Annotated in this window: 21 protein-coding genes; 16 read left to right on the top strand and 5 right to left on the bottom strand. The window is 61.4% G+C overall.

What is annotated here, in order from left to right; translation table 11 throughout:
• The first annotated feature begins 141 nt into the window (after nucleotides 1–141).
• Both HOP59_RS01890 and HOP59_RS01885 read left to right on the top strand, forming a co-directional pair.
• Nucleotides 142–1,440: an NAD(P)/FAD-dependent oxidoreductase gene (locus HOP59_RS01890; RefSeq protein WP_234252605.1), complete on the top strand. Its 1,299-nt coding sequence runs from the start codon at nucleotides 142–144 to the stop codon at nucleotides 1,438–1,440.
• Between the two features lie 73 nt (nucleotides 1,441–1,513).
• Nucleotides 1,514–1,972, top strand: coding sequence for a carboxymuconolactone decarboxylase family protein (locus tag HOP59_RS01885; protein WP_234252604.1), 459 nt, complete (start codon nucleotides 1,514–1,516; stop codon nucleotides 1,970–1,972).
• Nucleotides 1,973–2,003: 31 nt separating this feature from the next.
• Here the strand turns inward: HOP59_RS01885 and HOP59_RS01880 are convergent, their stop codons facing one another.
• A complete protein-coding gene (locus tag HOP59_RS01880; protein ID WP_234252603.1) occupies nucleotides 2,004–3,020 on the bottom strand; it encodes a GlxA family transcriptional regulator in 1,017 nt (338 codons plus the stop codon).
• A 125-nt stretch (nucleotides 3,021–3,145) separates the two neighbouring features.
• Between HOP59_RS01880 and HOP59_RS01875 the strand changes: the two genes are divergently transcribed.
• A complete protein-coding gene (locus HOP59_RS01875; RefSeq protein ID WP_234252602.1) occupies nucleotides 3,146–4,249 on the top strand; it encodes a class I SAM-dependent methyltransferase in 1,104 nt (367 codons plus the stop codon).
• Nucleotides 4,250–4,274: 25 nt separating this feature from the next.
• Here HOP59_RS01875 and HOP59_RS01870 read toward each other — a convergent pair whose 3' ends face one another.
• Nucleotides 4,275–5,114, bottom strand: coding sequence for a PhzF family phenazine biosynthesis protein (locus tag HOP59_RS01870; RefSeq protein ID WP_234252601.1), 840 nt, complete (start codon nucleotides 5,112–5,114; stop codon nucleotides 4,275–4,277).
• A gap of 168 nt (nucleotides 5,115–5,282) precedes the next feature.
• Here HOP59_RS01870 and HOP59_RS01865 point away from each other — a divergent pair, with 168 nt between their 5' ends.
• Nucleotides 5,283–5,633, top strand: a complete 351-nt coding sequence (locus HOP59_RS01865; RefSeq protein ID WP_234252600.1) for a VOC family protein — start codon at nucleotides 5,283–5,285, stop codon at nucleotides 5,631–5,633.
• A 48-nt stretch (nucleotides 5,634–5,681) separates the two neighbouring features.
• Here HOP59_RS01865 and HOP59_RS01860 read toward each other — a convergent pair whose 3' ends face one another.
• Nucleotides 5,682–6,275 carry a TetR/AcrR family transcriptional regulator gene (locus HOP59_RS01860; protein ID WP_234252599.1) on the bottom strand — a complete coding sequence of 198 codons (594 nt, stop codon included), beginning with the start codon at nucleotides 6,273–6,275 and terminating at the stop codon, nucleotides 5,682–5,684.
• 173 nt (nucleotides 6,276–6,448) lie between these two features.
• On the opposite strand from HOP59_RS01860, the gene HOP59_RS01855 reads away from it, so the two are divergent.
• The 7 genes from HOP59_RS01855 (at nucleotide 6,449) to HOP59_RS01825 (ending at nucleotide 11,444) form a co-directional block, all read left to right on the top strand.
• Nucleotides 6,449–6,850, top strand: coding sequence for a RidA family protein (locus HOP59_RS01855; RefSeq protein ID WP_234252598.1), 402 nt, complete (start codon nucleotides 6,449–6,451; stop codon nucleotides 6,848–6,850).
• A 161-nt stretch (nucleotides 6,851–7,011) separates the two neighbouring features.
• Complete coding sequence (locus tag HOP59_RS01850; RefSeq protein WP_234252597.1) at nucleotides 7,012–7,368, top strand: iron chaperone; 357 nt, start codon at nucleotides 7,012–7,014, stop codon at nucleotides 7,366–7,368.
• 29 nt (nucleotides 7,369–7,397) lie between these two features.
• Complete coding sequence (locus HOP59_RS01845) at nucleotides 7,398–7,667, top strand: hypothetical protein (protein ID WP_234252596.1); 270 nt, start codon at nucleotides 7,398–7,400, stop codon at nucleotides 7,665–7,667.
• The gene (locus HOP59_RS01840) at nucleotides 7,657–8,226 is read left to right on the top strand and encodes a GNAT family N-acetyltransferase (protein ID WP_234252595.1); all 570 of its coding nucleotides are present in this window, start codon (nucleotides 7,657–7,659) and stop codon (nucleotides 8,224–8,226) included. Before HOP59_RS01845 ends, HOP59_RS01840 begins: the two co-directional genes overlap by 11 nt.
• Before the next feature lie 156 nt (nucleotides 8,227–8,382).
• Nucleotides 8,383–9,399, top strand: a complete 1,017-nt coding sequence (locus HOP59_RS01835) for a DUF2235 domain-containing protein (RefSeq protein WP_234252594.1) — start codon at nucleotides 8,383–8,385, stop codon at nucleotides 9,397–9,399.
• Between the two features lie 146 nt (nucleotides 9,400–9,545).
• On the top strand, nucleotides 9,546–10,487 hold the full coding sequence (locus tag HOP59_RS01830) for a hypothetical protein (RefSeq protein ID WP_234252593.1): 942 nt from the start codon (nucleotides 9,546–9,548) through the stop codon (nucleotides 10,485–10,487).
• 477 nt (nucleotides 10,488–10,964) lie between these two features.
• Entirely contained in the window at nucleotides 10,965–11,444 is a 480-nt protein-coding gene (locus HOP59_RS01825) for a hypothetical protein (protein WP_234252592.1), read from the top strand.
• 192 nt (nucleotides 11,445–11,636) lie between these two features.
• Here HOP59_RS01825 and HOP59_RS01820 read toward each other — a convergent pair whose 3' ends face one another.
• On the bottom strand, nucleotides 11,637–12,377 hold the full coding sequence (locus HOP59_RS01820; protein WP_234252591.1) for a dienelactone hydrolase family protein: 741 nt from the start codon (nucleotides 12,375–12,377) through the stop codon (nucleotides 11,637–11,639).
• A gap of 170 nt (nucleotides 12,378–12,547) precedes the next feature.
• On the opposite strand from HOP59_RS01820, the gene HOP59_RS01815 reads away from it, so the two are divergent.
• Both HOP59_RS01815 and HOP59_RS01810 read left to right on the top strand, forming a co-directional pair.
• Nucleotides 12,548–13,060, top strand: a complete 513-nt coding sequence (locus HOP59_RS01815) for an OsmC family protein (protein ID WP_234252590.1) — start codon at nucleotides 12,548–12,550, stop codon at nucleotides 13,058–13,060.
• Nucleotides 13,061–13,172: 112 nt separating this feature from the next.
• Nucleotides 13,173–13,841, top strand: coding sequence for a dihydrofolate reductase family protein (locus tag HOP59_RS01810; RefSeq protein WP_234252589.1), 669 nt, complete (start codon nucleotides 13,173–13,175; stop codon nucleotides 13,839–13,841).
• Nucleotides 13,842–13,849: 8 nt separating this feature from the next.
• Here HOP59_RS01810 and HOP59_RS01805 read toward each other — a convergent pair whose 3' ends face one another.
• A complete protein-coding gene (locus HOP59_RS01805) occupies nucleotides 13,850–15,232 on the bottom strand; it encodes an aminotransferase-like domain-containing protein (protein WP_234252588.1) in 1,383 nt (460 codons plus the stop codon).
• A gap of 158 nt (nucleotides 15,233–15,390) precedes the next feature.
• Here HOP59_RS01805 and HOP59_RS01800 point away from each other — a divergent pair, with 158 nt between their 5' ends.
• The 3 genes from HOP59_RS01800 to HOP59_RS01790 are packed head-to-tail and all read left to right on the top strand — an operon-like array spanning nucleotide 15,391 to nucleotide 18,294.
• A complete protein-coding gene (locus tag HOP59_RS01800; protein WP_234252587.1) occupies nucleotides 15,391–15,624 on the top strand; it encodes a hypothetical protein in 234 nt (77 codons plus the stop codon).
• Between the two features lie 2 nt (nucleotides 15,625–15,626).
• Nucleotides 15,627–16,979, top strand: a complete 1,353-nt coding sequence (locus HOP59_RS01795) for a tripartite tricarboxylate transporter permease (RefSeq protein WP_234252586.1) — start codon at nucleotides 15,627–15,629, stop codon at nucleotides 16,977–16,979.
• 55 nt (nucleotides 16,980–17,034) lie between these two features.
• Nucleotides 17,035–18,294: a hydroxymethylglutaryl-CoA reductase, degradative gene (locus HOP59_RS01790; protein ID WP_234252585.1), complete on the top strand. Its 1,260-nt coding sequence runs from the start codon at nucleotides 17,035–17,037 to the stop codon at nucleotides 18,292–18,294.
• The last annotated feature ends 72 nt before the right edge of the window (nucleotides 18,295–18,366 follow it).

The raw sequence follows: 18,366 nt of genomic DNA, 5'->3' as shown, positions 1-18,366 counted from the left end.
GCCTTTCAGCGAAGGGGGTGTCACCAGGGCAGGTTAGTCACAGAGCAGCCAACTCTAAAAAAGTACAACGAGTTTCAGCTCCCAGCGGTACAGTAGAAGCACCCATTTCTCAATTACCCATTCATCTTAACGGAGCCTTACATGGAAGGAAGACGAATCCTGGTGGTCGGCGGTGGCGCCGGCGGGCTGGAGCTGGTCACCCGTCTCGGCCGCCGCCTGGGACGGCGCGGCAAGGCGGAGATCACGCTGATCGACCGCAACCCCACCCATATCTGGAAGCCGCTGCTGCACGAGGTCGCCACCGGTGCGCTCGATTCCAGCATCGACGAAATCTCCTATCAGAGCCATGCCCAGCTCAACGGCTATCGCTTCCAGCGCGGCACCCTCGAAGGGCTCGACCGCGACGCCCGCCAGCTCCGCCTGGCCCCGGTGCTCGACGAACACGGCGAGGAAGTGTTGCCGGCACGCAGCCTCGACTACGACCTGCTGGTGCTGGCGCTGGGCAGCGTGAGCAACGACTTCGGCACCCCCGGCGTCGCCGATCATTGCCACTTTCTCGACAGCCCGGCTCAGGCCGAGGCCTTCCGCCGGGACATGCTCAACACCTTCCTGCGTTACAGCGACCCCGAGCGGCGAGAGCATCCGCACCTCACGGTGGGCATCGTCGGCGCCGGCGCCACCGGCGTGGAGCTGGCAGCGGAGCTCTACGACGCCTCGCGCATGCTGCACAGCTACGGCTTCACCGAGATGGACAGCCGCCAACTGGAGGTCCATCTGATCGAAGCGGCACCCGACGTGCTGCCGGCCCTGCCAGAACGCATTCGCAGCGCCGTGCGCACCGAGCTGGAACGCCTCGGCGTGAAGGTACATACCGGTACTCGAGTGGTCTGCGTGGAAGAGAACGCCATCGTCACCGCTGACGAAGAGCGTATCGAAACGGACCTCAACGTGTGGGCCGCCGGCATCAAGGCACCCAACGTACTGTGTGAACTGGGTCTGACCCTGGACCGCAACCAGCGTATTCAGGTGGAGCCGACCCTGCAGAGCGTCGACGACCCCAACATCTTCGTGCTCGGCGACTGCGCCAGTTGCCCCCAGCCGGACGGCAGCGTGGTACCGCCCCGGGCCCAGGCCGCCCACCAGCAGGCCCAGCGACTCTACAAGAACCTGCTCGCCCGGCTCGAGAACGGCACGCTGAAGCCGTTCCGCTACCGCGACCGCGGCTCGCTGATCTCGCTGGCCCACTTCGAGGCCATCGGCAGCCTGATGCGCGGTGCCTCGGCACGCAGCCTGTTCATCGAGGGGCGCCTGGCCAAGTTCTTCTACGCCTCGCTCTATCGCATGCACCAGCGCGCCATCCACGGCACGGTCAAGACGGCGCTGATCCTGCTCTCGGACGGGCTCAACCGCTTCATCCGCCCGCGCATGAAGCTGCACTGAGGTCGAAAATCTACAATCGAGGCGATAACCGCCGCGCTAGGGTGGGGCTTCCAACTCTCTCGGAGCCCCACTCATGCGCATGAACTACTTCTCTGCCAGCCCCGCCGGCCTCAAGGCCATGCTCGACCTGCAGAACCACGTTCACCAGGCAGCGAAAGTGGGTGAGCTTGGCGAAGGTCTGCTGACGCTCGTCTACACCCGCGTCTCGCAGATCAACGGCTGCGCCTACTGCATCGACATGCACACCAAGGACGCGCGCAAGGCCGGTGAAACCGAGCAGCGGCTGTACGCCCTGAGCGCCTGGCGCGAAACTCCCTTCTACACGCCGCGCGAGTGCGCCGCCCTGGCCTGGGCCGAGGCCAATACCCTGATCGCCGGAAACGGCATCGACACGGCCCTGTACGAGGCCACCCGCGAGCACTTCTCGGAGAAGGGAATGGCCGACCTCACTCTGGCGATCTGCACCATCAACGCCTGGAACCGCCTGGCGATCAGCTTTGCTGCCGATGTCGGGAGCTATCAGCCCAGCTGAGCGGCCCAGTTGAGCGACTTACCGTTCCCCATCACCCCGACAGCGCCTTGCGCAGCCCGCCAAAGCGACGCCGGTACTGGGCCGGCGTCAGCCCCACCTTGCGTCGAAACAGCCGGCCGAAGAAGGCGCCATCCTCGTAGCCGACCGCCTCGGCGATGGCATCCACGGGCATGGTCTCGGTCTCCAGCATCTGCTTGGCCTCTTCCAGGCGCAGGGTGTGCACGTATTCCATCGGCGTCAGGCCGGTGGCCTTCCTGAAACGGCGGTGAAAGCTGCGCTCGCTCAGCCCGGAAACCTCGATCAACGAGGCCACCGGCGAGGGCTCGTCGTAGTGTTCGGCCACCCAGGTCTGACAGCGGGCGATAACGGCATCCTCGGCCTGGCGGGTGCGGGCGAGCATGGCAAAGGGAAGCTGGCCGGCGGCATGCCAATCGATCAGGAACAGCTTGGCGAGGTGCATCGCCTCATCGACGCTCGCCAGGCGGGCGACGAGATAGAGCGCCAGGTCGCTCCAGGAGGTACCGCCCCCTGCCATGACCAGGCGGCTGCCGGTGCCGCCGATCACCAGGGCGCGATGTGGATGCACCCGCACGTCCGGATAGCGACCCAGCACGTCGCAGTAGGCCCAGTGCGTGGTGGCGTCCTCGCCCCGCAGCAGCCCCGACTCCGCCAGCAGCAGGGCGCCCGAGCAAGCGGTCGCCAGGATGGTGCCATTTGCGTGGCAGCGCTTGAGCCACGCGACCTCCTCGACATAGCGACCTTCGAGCACCGCTTCAGGCGGCAGCATGATCTCGGGGATACACACCACGTCGGGTACCCAGTCCAGGCCGGCGTCGGGAACGATGCGCACGCCATTGGCGATGGTCAATTCACGCTTGCCGGTGCGAGCGACCACCTGCGGCACGAACAGCGACTCACCGGTCTTGCCCTCGATCAGAGCGGGCCAGTCGCGTCCCGCCGAGGCAAAGACATCGAAAACGCCGTAGAGGGTGGAAGCCGCCACTTCGGGGATCGCCAGCAACGCGATGGTGGGTTTGTGCATCGACATGGCGGAAACCGCCGGTTTTTGTCCGTAGGGACTTCAGTGTAACCCAACCGTGAGCGCCACAATGGAATCTCCGCAGCACCAACGAAGCCCTAACGAATCACTAACAACAACTCAGGAGACACCCCATGACAGCCCAAGCCCAAGCACAAGCACAAGCACAAGCCGCTATCGACGCCTCCCTCGTCGCCGGCTTCGAGAGCCGCTTCGTCACCGCGCTCAACGAAGCCGCCATGCTGCAGCTGATCTCGCTGGCCCATCGCAGCGGCCTGCTCGCCCATCTGGCCGACGGCGAGCCGGTCACCAGTCGAGAGCTTGCCGCCAAGACCAAGCTCAATGAGCGCTACGTGCGCGAGTGGCTGGGCGGCGCCACGGTCGCTGCCCTGGTCGAGCACGATCCGCAGACCCTGACCTATCGGCTGCCGCCCGAGCACGCCGCGCTGCTGACTGACAGTGGCGAAGCCAATCTCGCCGTCTACGCCCAGTACCTGCCCTTGATGGGCCAGGTGGAGGACGACGTGCTGGAATGCTTTCATCACGGCGGCGGCGTGCCCTACACCCGCTATGCCCGCTTCCACGAAGTCATGGCCGAGGACAGCGGCCAGACCGTGCTGCCCGTGCTGTTCGACGCCATTCTTCCCCTGGCGCCGGAACTCCCGGCTAGGCTGGAGCAGGGCATCGACGTGCTCGATCTCGGCTGCGGTCGTGGGCTGGCGCTGATGAAACTCGCCGAACGCTTCCCCGCCAGTCGCTTTACCGGCTACGACCTCTCCCGGGTGGCCATCGGCTGGGCGGCAGAGCGTGCCGCACGGCGGGGGCTCGGCAACCTGCGCTTCGAGCAGCGCGACCTCAGCGACTTCGACCTCACGGCGCCGGCCCAGCGCTACGACCTGGTCACGACCTTCGATGCCATTCACGACCAGGCTCACCCGCTGAATCTGCTCAAGGGTGTTCGTCGCACCCTGCGCCAGGGCGGCCTCTACCTGGCCCAGGACATCCACTCATCGAGCCACCACCACGGCGACCGCGACCACCCGATGGGCACGCTGCTCTATACCCTATCGATCATGCACTGCATGAGTGTCTCCCTCGCCCAGGGCGGCGAGGGGCTGGGAACCATGTGGGGCCGGGAGAAGGCGCGGGAATACTTCGGCAAGGCCGGCTTCGGCGGCATCGAGGTCCACCAGCTGCCCCACGACATCCAGAACGACTACTGGGTGCTCAGGCCGTGAGCGACCGTTAATGATCGGGCCCGGCTCAGCCTTCCAGGCTCACCGCCTGCCCGGTCACCACGATGCCGCCTGACAGGGGGATGTCCACCTGCAGACGGCTGGGGCGGCCCATCGTCACGCCCTGGACGATGATCAGCTGAGCGGGCACCTGAAGCAGACCGGCATCGCGCAGGTAGCCGCCCAGCGCCGCGGCCGCCGCTCCGGTGGCGGGGTCTTCAACCACGCCGCCCACCGGGAACGGGTCGCGGGCGTGGAAACGCTCCTCGGCCTCGCGCCACACCAGTTGCAGCGTGGTCAGGCCCTCACGCAGCATCAGCGCCTTGAGCCGTTCGAAGTCGTACTCGAGCCGTTCGAGGCGTGCCCGCTCCTTGCATGCCAGCACCAGGTGCCAGGCGCCGGCGTAGGCTCGCGCGGGGGGTATCTCGAGATCGAGCTCCTCGGCCTGCCAGCCAAGCAGCTCGCGCACCTCCTCGACCAGCTCGGGCTCGGCGGGGCGAAACTCCGGCGTCACCGACACCAGCGAGGCCTGCCACTCCCCTTCCACCTGGTTGACCGTGACCATCACCTCACCCACCGCCGTATCCAGCATGTAGCTACCCGCCCCGCTCAGCCGGCCCATCTGCACACCGCCGGCCACCGTGGCATGGCCGCAAAAGCTCACCTCCGCTTCGGGGCTGTAGTAGCGCACCGTGCGCCGCTCCCCCTCGGCCGGGGCAATGAAAGCAGTTTCGGAATAGCCCACCTCGGCGGCGATACGCTGCATCTCCGCCGGTTCGGGCAGTGCATCACCCAGCCACACCCCGGCGGGGTTGCCGCCGCTCGGGTCATCGGTAAAGGCCGCAAGGCGATAGAGAGTGCCGCTCATGGAAAGCTCCTCATCACGAAAGCTCCTCGGGGGTGGAAAGGTGCCCGAACAGTACGGGCCGAAGAAAAGGATAGAACAGGCAGCACGATGGTGAAGCGACTATGTTTAAGCCTTTCGCAGCCGGATGCATAGCACTCACAACACACAACAAACCACCCTGAGGCGATCATGAAAGTGAAACGCATAATGGCCAACACGGCGACAGAGGAGCTCGACAAGGCAGCGGCATTTTACGGCGACATCCTGGGCCTCGACCTGCTCATGGACCACGGCTGGTTCCGCACCTACGGCTCGGACGCCAAGATGACGGTGCAGGTGAGCTTCGGCATCGAAGGCGGCTCCGGCACTCCCGTGCCCGATCTCTCCATCGAAGTCGACGATATCGAAGCGGCGCTGGCCCGCTTCGAGAAAGCGAGCGTGCCCATCGAGTACGGCCCTGTCAGCGAGCCCTGGGGCGTGCGACGGTTCTACGTTCGCGACCCCTTCGGCAAGCTCATCAACGTCTTGCAGCATGAGTAAGTGAACCGCCCCAGCCAGGCATCGGCCTGTCTGGCTCGTCTTGTGGCCTCACCCCTCGGTTTGCAGCAAACCCGTTGCGAGCTGCCGGAACGCCTCCACGGCTTTCGGCAGTACGGCGTGCGGCTCATCGGCAGCGGCGATCCACAGGGCAGCGTTGAGTGCCGCGCCATTGATCAGGCGCGCGGCGGCTTCCGCATCCACCGGCTTGACCGTTCCTTCATCGATCAGGGCCTGAATGGTCTGCGTGGTACGTAGCAGGCAGGCGTTCTGGTTGGGCCATTGCGAGGGATCGCCAAGCACCGCCGGACCATCCAACAGCATGATGCGCTGAACCTCCGGCTCCAGCGCCATCTCGATATAGGCCACGCCCTCTTCGAGCAACCCTTCCCAACGGCTTGCCGCGCGGGCCTGAGCGACCAGCATGCGCTCTACCATCTCCTGGTCGATCTGATCGACCACCGCCTGCATCAGGCCCTGCTTGCCGCCGAAGTTATGATACAGCGCCCCGCGGGTCAGCCCGGCTTCGGCAGTAAGCTCATCCATCGAGGCCGCTGCATAGCCCTTGCTCGCGAAGGCCTCTCGGGCGGCCCGAATGAGCTTGGCCCGGGTTTCCTCCATCTTCTGCGCACGTTTCGTCGCCACGCCTGCTCCTCACGCTCACTCTTAAAATTTCGCATACGCAGCGTATGTGTATTGACATACGCCGCGTATGCGCCCAGCATAATTCACATACGGCCCGTATATCAATGCCGACCGGGTTAAGGAAAGCCCGGCTTGGCAGCACCAACCACCGATTTCAGAACCGGAGTAGAACGATGGCCAAACGTGATGCAGTCTTCCCTGCCGGAAGGCAGGCACTTTATGAGATCAACCGCTACTCGGCGGCAATCCGCTCTGGCGACTTCCTGTTCGTCTCAGGCCAGGTCGGCAGCCGCGAGGACGGCTCCCCCGAGCCGGATTTCGAAAGCCAGGTCCAGCTCGCCTTCGACAACCTCTCGGCCGTTCTCGCAGCCGCCGGCTGCACCTTCGATGATGTCGTCGACGTCACCACCTTCCACACCGATCCCGCTGCTCAGTGGGAAGCGATCGACAGGGTTCGCACCAAGGCAATCGGCGAACCGCCCTACCCCAACTGGACCGCCGTCGGCGTCAACTGGCTGGCGGGCTTCGACTTCGAAATCAAGGTGATCGCCCGGATTCCACAGCCGGCCGCATAACCACGGCATCACCCGGCAGCCCATCGCCCTGGCAAGGCGGTGGGCTGCCAACGAATGAGCCCGCAAAATTGCGCACCCCAGCCCGCTAAACAATACTGCGCCAATACTGCAGCGTGCACCCAACCGATGCCACCAGGCCGTCACGTGAGGAGCCGGATATCATGCCCTACCCAAAGTTCAGCTCGGTAGAAGACTACCTGGCCTCTCTTGACGCCACGAAAGCCAGTACGCTTAAGGCTATCGTTGACTTCATACTCGTCCAGTTTCCGGAGCTCGAATCGAAGATCGCCTGGAACGTGCCGACCATTCACCGCGATGGCCAGTACGTCGCTGGCATCGACGCTCACAAGAACCATCTCACCTTCTCGGCGTGGAGCCCGCATATCATCGAAGCGTTCAAGCCACGACTGGATGGCTACGTCGTCTTCAAGAACTGCTTTCAGATACCTGTCGATTGGGAGGTCGACGAAGCGCTGCTGAAGGACCTGGTAAGGGCCAGACTCGCCGAACTGGAGTGACAACCACCGGCAACTATACGGAGTCTCCCATGGACGAAGATCTCGAACGAATGACCCGCGAGGAGCTGCTCGACGAAGCCAAACGGCTCCGCCAAGGCATCCGCGAACACCGGGACTGCAGCGGACACGACCTGTGCTGGCACCATCCGGCCCTGTGGGCCTTACTGCCCGACAAGACCGACCCGGTTCCCGTGGTGCCCGAATGGCCGGAGTTCATCAAAGGCTGTATCGAGTACCGGCAATCGCTGGACGAACAGGCACCCGACGCACCGCGCTCGAATATCTCATATGATGAGTGAGACGCCCGGCAATCAAGGCCACACCATGCTTCCCTCACGTATCGAAACGGAGCGGCTTGTCCTGCGGAAACCCCGCCCTACCGATGGGCCGCTCCTGTATCAGACGTACACGTCCGATGCGGAAGTCACCCGCTACCTGATCTGGCGTCCACACCAGGCTCTCGCCGAAACGCAGCAATTCGTCGATGCATGCATAAAGGGCTGGCAAGCGCGCACTCACTTCCCCTACGTCCTGACCTTGCAGCGTGAAGAGCACGAACCTATCGGCATGCTGGATGCCCGGCCAAGGGGACATATTGTCGAGGTGGGCTATGTACTGGCACGTCGCTATTGGCAACGCGGCCTTATGCCAGAAGCACTCACGACACTGACCGAGCTCTGTCTGGCTCTGCCCGAGACATATCGCGTTCAGGCCACCTGCGATGTGGATAACCTGGCTTCTGCCCGCCTGCTGGAAAAGTGCGGCTTTCAGCAAGAAGGCCGCCTCGAGCGCTACGTGGTGCACCCCAACCTGGGAGCTGAACCCCGGGACTGCTTCATGTATGCACGGTGCCGCTGAGAGAAAAGCCCCTCACCCTTCGTTGTAAGCCTTTTGCCACACCTGCGTAAGCCATAACGTCAATTCCTAAGACTCAGGTCAGTTTTCGGTCAATTCGCGTAGCGAGACTGAAACATCATGATTACGTTTGTAAGAGACACGCAGGGAGGGAGCGAGATGAAGCGCATCGTCGTCTGCGCCGATGGCACCTGGCAATGTCCCGAGAGCGATAACCCCACGCACGTGCTGCGTCTGGCGCGCGGCGTCGCTCCTGATTGTCAGGCCGGCACCAAGCAGATCGTCTATTACGACCAGGGGGTGGGCACTGAAGGCGACCGCATTCGCGGTGGCGCAACCGGCGCCGGCATCGACAAGAACATCATGGATTGCTATCGCTTCGTCGTGCACAACTACGAGCCCGGCGATCAGCTCTTCCTGTTCGGCTTCAGCCGCGGCGCCTACACCGTTCGCTCCCTGGCGGGGTTGATCCGCAACTGCGGCCTGCTCCGGCGCGAGTGCGCCGAGAGAGTCAACGAGGCCTACGAGCTCTATCGTCAACGCCCCAAGAGCTCCGCCCCCGCCGAGCGCAAGGCCACGGACTTTCGCCGCAAGCATGCCGTAGCGGACAAGACAGAGATCGAATTCATCGGCGTGTGGGACACCGTTGGCTCGCTGGGCATACCCGCCCCGTTTCTCGGCACCTTGGGCACCTCCCGCTACCTGTTCCACGACACCGCCCCCAGCAGCATCATTCGCCACGCCCGCCACGCCGTTTCCATCGACGAGAACCGCCAGGACTTCGAGCCCACCCTGTGGACGCCCAAGCCCGGCATCGACCTGAAACAGGTATGGTTCGCCGGCGTGCACACCGATATCGGCGGCGGCTACGAGAAGCGCGAACTCGGCGACTTCGCCGGTAAGTGGATGGCCAGCGAAGCCGAAAGCTGCGGGCTCGCCCTCGAACCGCACTTCCACAGCGCCCTCAACCCGCGCCATACCGGCATTCAGCACAACGAATACAAAGGGTTCTACCGCGTGATGCGCCGCTCACAGCAACGCACGCTGGAGCCCTGCGTGCACCGAAGCGTGCGCCAGCGCTGGGACGACCCGCACTTCACCTACAAAAGCCCAGCGTTGAAGAAGTTGCTCGATTCGGTGGGCGGGGATTGGGGTAAGGTGGAGTTGGTGGGGTGAAGGAGATAGTCAGAGAAATATGGTGGCGGTTTCGATCCAAAGCAGACATGCCAGAAAAGGCGGCAATCGCTTCTTTTCGATGACGTTCAGCAACAACACTAAGTTTCGAAGGCAATATAGAAAACAGTGATTTGAGAGGTGCATTGGTGATTAGTTACAACTGGGAGAGCAAGTCACTGTGTGTCTTGGACCAAGATATGGTTTCCTTTTTAAGCCATCTATACCGTGAAACACGCTATCTTGAAAACGTACCAGAAAAAGCCATTAAGCATAGACTTCATGGCCTTGTTGCGAATATTGTTACAATCCAGGCCGACGGGAGACCATCATTCAAGGTCCCTAATAATGAACATGGAATATCATTTGTTGATCTTTTGGCTGAGATGGAAATTCGAGACTGGTGTAAAAAACCATGGCTCAGCGAGGAACTGGAGCGCTACGCCAATATAATCACCAAGTCTAGAATGACAATTATTTCAAAGAAAATAAACGAGCTCAAAGGCGCCAAATGCCTATTTAAATTTACTCAGAGCAAGCATGCAAAAGATATTGTCGATGGCCGGATTCGAATGAAAAGCGCGAAGTCCTACAACAAAGAAGGATACAATATAGCCATTAGAGATAATGAGCTTAAAATCCAGCACCAAGTCAAGGGATTGAGGGTTATCATGCCTGACGGATCGAGCCTTCCTATTAGTGGCGATCGAATCTCTGCTAATGCGGCGGGCGACTATTATGTTTCTTGCTTTTCAGTTGACTTTTCTCTAAAGTTTTTTCCGCTCTTTGAGAGTGACTGCTGCGTTGTCATTAAAAATGCGGACCGATATGTTGAACTAGTTAAAGATACTTGCAAGAACTTGCTGCCTGACCACGAGGTATTATTTGGCGAAGTTGAGTATGTAGACATACATCGACGCTTCAACTCGAAAAAACCTATAGAATTTCGCAAAATGTCAAATTTTAGTTACGAAAAGGAGTGGCGTTTCGTAATATACCCAAAGTTCGCAAGATTTGAAGACCTAGAAGAAGAGGTTGTGACAGTTCAGATAGATTCAAGAAAACTGGATGTTTTAGTAATAAACTTGTAGAATTTGCAGTGACTAAATTCCCACAATGCCACTACATTTTTATCGATCATAGTCTTCTGCTACTGCGGGCGTGACTTAAGATAGATGTTGTCGCTGATTTTTGATGCCATACTACTCATGGCCGAATGAGGATATTATACATATATAGGTGCACGTCACCTGTCTACTCAAAGCGACTATTCCGGAAAAATGCTGCATGCTTGCTCATCAGTGTTGAACACTCAAGAAGTTTAAGGTTCACGGGAGTGTACCATAACTGAGCGGGTTACTGTAAGTTCCAAAGCATTGAGAAAAAATCGGCTATGAAGCGAGCAACTCTGGCTCTACCGGGCGCTATTACCGCCAATACATTAGGAACCAACCCAAGTACTGAAGAGAGGCAATATAGACGGGAAAAAATTGAAAACGCGGTACAATTTCAGCGCATATACCGGCTTTAAAATTTCCTTATTTTCTACAACAAGGCGCCAACCCAAGATGAATTATAATATTTCCCTGCAGCACTCAATCGAAATACGACTTAATTCCACAGGATATAAGGGGAGCGATGTTGACAAGATACTACCCGAATTCATTACGGATAGAAACACCACTGTCGGATTGACTTGGTACCCAAGTGCTAATGGGCCAGACAGTTTAACCATTTACATTGCCGTTGTTGGATTCTTTTCTGTATTTGCTGGGGAGTTTGCTAGGCATCTGGCGGGCGACATGTATTCTTGGAGCAAAGAGAAACTGGCAGCCTTGCTGAGATCAAAAAAACATCCTTGCTGCGCCATAACCATCAAGCTCAATGACGTTGAAATATTTTTTGGTGATGAAGATTTGTTTGAATCACCTGGAGCCGAAGAAATTATCAACCGATTTTTCCTAGAACTACCAAATATACTTGAGCGTATTCAGCCAAAGAAATCTACGCTATGGATAATCTCGTATGATCATGAGAGTGATGACTGAACTGTTAACAAGTTGGACGAGCAAATTTAATGCTGATGACTGCCTGTTGAATACAAGTCTCTCTGAATATCCACCACTGGCCGATAAGAAGACACCAGCCGGGCAACCAGCCACGTCCAACTACCTCCACCAAATATAGTTCTCCCCCACCGCGGCCCCACAATGGGGCCGCCCAAAAACAAACCGCCCCCGCTACAGCACCTCTCCCAACAACATCGCCAACCGCTTGTGATGCAAGGCATCGGCGGCTGCGTCGTAGCTCGGGGCGTCCTTGGCGGTGAAGCCGTGGGCGGCGCCTTTGTAGAGTTCGGTGGTGAAGTGCACCCCGGCCTTGGCCAGGGCTTCATCCAGGCGGGCGATCTGGTCGGGGGGTAGCAGTTCGTCCTTGTCGGCATGACCGAGATAGACGCGCCCTTCGATGTTGCCGACCACGTGCACGAGATTGTTCGGGTCGCCGGCCGTGGCCAGGTTGGCCGAGTGGAAGCCGGCTGCGGCAGCAACGCGGTCAGGGTGTTCGGCTGCCATGCGCAACGCGAAGGCGCCGGTCATGCAGTAGCCCACCACGCCTATCTTGCCGTCCGCGAACTCGGGCTCGTCATCAAGGCATTTCAGAAGCGCGGCGAAGTCGCGGGACTGCGCTTCTGGTGTGAGCTGGCCGGCATAGCCGAACAGCGTCGGGCGCACGTCCGGGTCGCGGAAGGACTTGCCCTCCGGCACGACGGTGCCACGCGCACTGCGGTAGTAGACGTTGGGCATCAATACGGCGTAGCCGTGGTCCGCCACCTGCTGGGCCTTCTCGTGATAGCAGGGGCGCAGACCGCCGATATCGGTGAACAGTACCACGGCCGGCAGCGGGCCTTCGGTACGCTCGGGCGTGAACACATAAGCATCGATGGTGCCGTCGGCAGCGGGGATTTCGATGGCGCGAGACATGAGCGAGCTCCGGTTGTCGATGGCGAATGGATGACGTCAGGGCGAATGTGGCAAAGGAACCGATTTTGGCCAGCTTGAGTACCTTAGCCTATTTTGATTGAGGTGTTGGATACACGGCTGCCGTGCCGCCACAACAAGCATGCCGCCATAACAAGCATAGGGAGAGGGTCATGAAGGCTGAAGAGTTGCGCTCCGTCCAGACGCCTCTGAAAGAGCGTTATCGCGAGGCACCGGATGCCGCTCTGATCACTCTGCGTGCGCAAGGGCGTCTTGGTGAAGGTGTCAGCTGCCGAATCGAGACCGGCAAAGCGCTCGTCGAGGCCGGGCTGCATCCCGCCACGGGCGGGAGCGGTCAGAGCGCGTGCTCCGGTGACATGCTGCTGGAAGCTTTGGTGGCCTGCGCTGGGGTAACGCTTAACGCCGTCGCCACGTCACTCGGCATCGAATTACGGGATGCCTCGCTCCAGGCGGAAGGCGATCTCGATTTTCGCGGAACCCTCGGGGTGTCAAAGGAAGTTCCCGTCGGCTTCCAGGCTATTCGGCTGCAAATCACCCTCGACACCGATGCCACGGAAGAGCAGCTCGATACTCTCTTGCGTTTGACGGAGCGGTACTGCGTTGTCTACCAAACGCTGGCACATCCCCCTGCTCTGTCGGTCGCTCGCAAGCCCGCAACGAGCTGAGCCCTGTACCTGACACCCAGCCACCCGTCGCCGCCGTTCATCGCCAGTCTGTCGATTCCCGAGCAGCTCGTTCGAATACTGGCTGAACAAACAAACCACGAGGAATCAGCACATGCGTAAAGTGATCGTTGGCGCGATGGTTTCCCTGGACGGTGTCATGCAGGCTCCCGGTGGGCCACAGGAAGATCCGACCGGCGGTTTCCGCTACGGCGGCTGGGTGGCACCACTGGTGGATGAAGTATTCGGCGAGGAGATCGACAAGCTGTTCGGTCAGCCCTTCGATCTGCTGCTCGGGCGCAAGACCTACGACATCTTCGCCGCCCACTGGCCCTATGCCGAGGAAGGACCGGACGACTCTATTGCCAAGACCTTCAACTCGATTACCAAGTACGTGGCGACCCGAAAAGGCCTGGAGCTGACCTGGAAAGACTCGGTGGCGCTGCGCGATGCAGCCACCGATGTTGCCAGACTGAGGCAGGAGGACGGACCGGCGCTGATCACCCAGGGCAGCACCGAATTGGTACACACCCTGCTTGCCAACGATCTCGTCGATGAACTCAAGTTGTTCATCTGCCCCGTGGTGCTGGGGAAAGGCAAGAAGCTGTTCGACGATGGCACAGCCCCGGCGGCATTCAAGCTCGCCGCCCAGCGGGTGTCACCCAACGGCTTGGTGATTGCCCATTATGAGCGCGAAGGCGCAGTACAGACCGGTGACTTCGCCATGGATCCACCCACGGAGGCCGAAGTGGCACGGCGTGAGAAGCTGCAGCGGGAGGGCTAAGGCTGACCTCAACGCCGCGAGGCTCCACCGCACTGAGCGCGCAAAAACTCCAGGAAGCGGTAGTCGTTGGCGTAGGCGACGTTGATGCGCATGGCGGTACCGTCTATACCATCCGGGCGCAGCGAGAAGATGGCGCCGGGGGCGATGAAGATGCCCTCCTCCGTGGCGCGCTTGGCCAGTTCCAAGGTGTTGATGCCGGCAGGCAGCCGTGCCCAGAGGTAGTAGCCACCGCCGGGCCCGCTGACATCGTCGATGCCCACCTCACGCAGGGCGCGGCGAGCGCTGGCGCTGGCCTTGGCTACCCGCTCGCGAAGCTGCACCAGATGGCGACGGTAACGACCCCTCACGATCAGCTCGTGGATCACCGACTCGATGAAGGTCGAGGAGTTGACCACGGTGAGCATCTTGATGTCGGTGAGGGAGCGGATCAGCGCGCGGCTGCCGGCGATGTAACCCGAGCGCAACCCGGTGGAGAGCGTCTTGGAGAAGGTGCCCACGTAGATGACGTTCTCCAGCCCATCCAGCGCGCCCAGGTGCGCGCTCCCCTGGGGAAGCAGGTCGGCGAACACGTCGTCTTCCACCAGCACCACGCCGTACTGCTCGGCGATCTTCAGCAGCTGGTGCATGTTGCTCAGCGACATGCTGGTGCCGGTGGGGTTGTGGGCGTTGGGTTGCAGGAAGAACAGCCGCGGCCGGTACTGACGCACCTTGCGCTCGAACTCCTCCAGGTCCAGCCCTTCCGAGGTGCGCGACACTCCCACCAGCTTGGCCCGCGCCAGGCGTAGCTTGCCGAAAAGCGGGTAGTAGCCCGGCGTTTCCACCATCACGCTGTCGCCGGCGTCGACGAAGTGGCGGATGATCAGATCGAAGGCGTGATTGGCGCCGAAGGTGAGTAGCACCTGCTCTGGAGCGGCATGAATGGAGCGACCCGCCAGCACCCGGGCGATGGCATCGCGTAGCGGCTCGAAGCCTTGCGGCATGCCATATTCGAAGTGCGTTTCGTCCTGCTCCGGTCCGCGCCGCTTGAGCGCCCGGGTGAGATCGAGGCCACCCATCCATGCTGCCGGGGCGCGACCATCGCCGGCGCGCACGGCAAAGCTTCCCACCAGTTGCTCGCGCAGCAGCGAGACGCTGTCGATGGCTTCACTCAGGCTCTCGCGCTCCTCCCCAGTGGCCAGGGGGCGTGCCTGGGAGACGAAGAAGCCAGAGCCGTGGCGGGCTTGCAGGCGCCCCATGGCAACGAGCTGGTCGTAGGCGTCGATGATGGTGTTCTTGGCCACGCCGAACTGCCGCGCCGCCTCACGAATGGAGGCAACCTTGGCGCCCGGCGCCAGCCGCCCTTCGTCCATGGCCTTGAGCAGGGTTTCGGCGACCTGGCCGGATTTGGTCATGCCTACCTCATACGCAGCAAAACTGTACCCCTCATACTGAGGGCACAGTACTTGGAACAATTTCCACTACTGTACCTTATTCTGTCTCCTCATATTGCTGAAGCTGGCACAGCCGGCAACGGCTCATAACACCAATAACGACTCATCTGGAGTTTCGCATGCCAGCCAAAGACAGGGCTTTCCTGAATGTCTGGGACGATACGGTTTCGGGCAGGGATCTGCTCATCTCGCTTTCCATCGCTACGCTGCTCAGCCTGGGTGGCTTTCTGCTCGCGCCCTGGCCGGCCCCCGGGCCGTTGGTGCTGGGCATTGCCGGTGCCATCGTCGGTTTCTTCATCAGCGCGCTGCTGTTCCGACCCAAGCGCCGCCTCGACATCGAAGGGGAGGCGTGAGCATGGACCCGATGATGCTGTTGCAGATGCTGATCGCCGCGCTCATCGCGGTGGTGGTCTATACCGCCATCGGCGTAGCGCCCGGTACCGATGAAACCGCCGTGCTGGCGCCCGTCACGCTGGCGCTGGTGGTGGCCGGCATTCCGCTACCGGTGGTGCTCTCCTTCTTCATGGCGGCCATCGTGGCCAAGAAGCTGACCGATTCGATTCCGGTGTCGGTGGCGGGCATTCCCGGCGGCGTGATGTCGGCGCCCATGGTAGAGCACGCCATGACGCTGAAGCGCGAAGGTCAGGCTACCCTGGCGATCCGCAAGATGGCCTCCGGCTCGGTGATCGGGACACTGGTCGCGGTGCCGATCAGCCTGTTCCTCGCCTTCCTGCTGACGCCGCTGGCCGACGTGCTGGGCCAGTATGCCAGCCAGATCTTCTTCTTCGGCGCGGTGTTCCTGGCACTGATGAGCCGCGAGAAGGTCATCAGCCTGGTCAGCATCGTGGTGCTGGCGGCACTGATCCAGGCGCTGCGCCATTTCTATTGGGGCATGGGCGTGATTCCCGAGGGGCGAGTGGTGTTCATCTCATTCTTCCTCGGCATCACCATCGGTCCGATGATGTTCAACCTGGCGCAGCTGCTGGTGAACCGCGAGCGCCAGGCGATGACGGTGACCGAGCCCAAGACCATCCAGATCTACAAGACCGAGGAGGAGCACCGGATACCCAACCCCTTCCGCATCCTGACGCGGCAGGAAACCACTTCCGCCGCCGCCAGCTCGGTGCTGGGTTCGGTCACCTTCTTCATGAGCCCGGTGGGCATCACCATCTTCCTCGGCGAGGTGATGTCGAGCTGGGTGAAGGGCACCGTGGAGAAGGCCAGCCGTGCACTCTCCTCCATGGACGCCGTGACCAACGCCGCCTATATCGCCGGTATCCTGATTCCCCTGGCGGCGCTGGGCATTCCCATGAGTCCCATGGCCATCGGCCCGGGCAACGCCTTCTTCAATGCCCCGCCGGTGCTGACGCTGGAGCAGAACGCCCATCACCTGATGAGCTTCTCGGAGATTGCCATCGCCAGCATTCTCGGTGCCGCCGTCGCGCTGCTGATCACCTACCCCATCGCGGTGCGCTACGCGCGCCAGATCTGCGTCTTCGTGTTCCGGCACATTCCCCACGAGGCCTTCCTCGCCATGTTCTTCGCCCTGGTGATGCTGCTGGCGTACATGGATGCCGGGGTGATGGGCATTCTCGGCGTGATGGTGCTGGCCTTGGTGGCGGGTCTGCTGAACCGCTGGGGGGTGAACTACGGCGTTCAGTTCATGACGCTTTACGCCGCTCCGTGGCTGATGGGGCTGTTGGCCTGAGGTTCGGGCCCTTTTCTTCACATCGTCTCTTTCATCGCTTTTGACAGGTATCGACATGGCTCATAGCACTTCCCGAATCGCCGGCTTCTATCAGCTTTCGCCCAGTGAGCGACTTGCCAAGGTGGCCGAGATCGCCGGCCTCGACGACGCGGGCGTGGCTCATCTCGGCAACATGGGCAACCTCGAGCCGGAAACCGCCGATTCGATGATCGAAAACGTGATCGGCACCCTGAACATTCCGCTGGGTATCGCCACCAACCTGATCATCGACGGCGAGGAGCAACTGGTGCCGATGGCCACGGAGGAGTCCTCGGTAGTGGCGGCGGTGTGCAACGCGGCGCGCCAGTGTCGCGACTCCGGCGGCTTCGTCACCGATGCCGCTGAACCGGTGATGATCGCCCAGGTACAGCTCGTCGAGGTGCCTAACCCGGAGTTTGCGCGCCTCAAGCTGCTGGAGGCGCGCGAGGAAATCCGCCGGATCTGTGATGCCACCGACCCCGTGCTGCTCAAGCATGGCGGCGGCTTTCGCGATCTCGAGGTGCGCGTGCTCGACGACATGCTGATCGTTCACCTGCTGGTGGACGTGCGCGACGCCATGGGCGCCAACGCGGTGAACTCCATGGCCGAGGCGGTGGCACCCTCGCTGGCGGAGTGGAGCGGCGGCAAGAGCCGGCTGCGCATTCTCTCCAACCTGGCGGATCGGCGGCTTATGCGAGCGCGAGCCACCTGGCGGCTGGACCAGATTGGCGGCGCGGAGGTGCGCGACGGCATGCTCTCGGCCTATCGCTTCGCCGATATGGATCCGTACCGGGCGGCCACCCACAACAAGGGCATCATGAACGGGGTGAGCGCCGTGGTGCTGGCCACCGGTAACGACACCCGCGCCGTGGAAGCCGGTGCTCACGCCTACGCCGCACGCACGGGGCGCTACCGCTCGCTGAGCCATTGGGAGATGGACGGCGAAGGCAACCTTACCGGCACGCTGGAAATGCCGATGCCAGTCGGCCTGATCGGCGGCGCTACGCGAGCGCATCCCACCGCCCGCTACTGTCTGGAGATTCTCGGCGTGAACCAGGCCGAACGCCTAGGGCGGATCATCGTGGCAGTGGGCCTGGCGCAGAACTTCGCCGCCATGAAAGCGCTGGCCACCACCGGTATCCAGAAGGGCCATATGGCGCTGCATGCCAAGAACATCGCCCTGATGGCAGGTGCCCAGGGCGATGAAGTGGCAATCATCGCCGAGCTGCTGGTGAAGCAAGGCAGCGTGCGGGTCGACGTTGCCGAAAGCGAACTGGCCAAGCTGCGCCAGCGCTGAGCCGTTAACGACCGCAATCCCTTGGACGTCCGGTGAGTTCAGCTCGCCAGGCGCTTTTCGTGAGTTGCAGCG

The organism is Billgrantia aerodenitrificans, assembly GCF_021404405.1.
GTDB lineage: Bacteria > Pseudomonadota > Gammaproteobacteria > Pseudomonadales > Halomonadaceae > Halomonas > Halomonas aerodenitrificans.
Note: the sequence above shows the minus strand (reverse complement) of the source record. Positions and strands in the feature narration are given on the sequence as shown.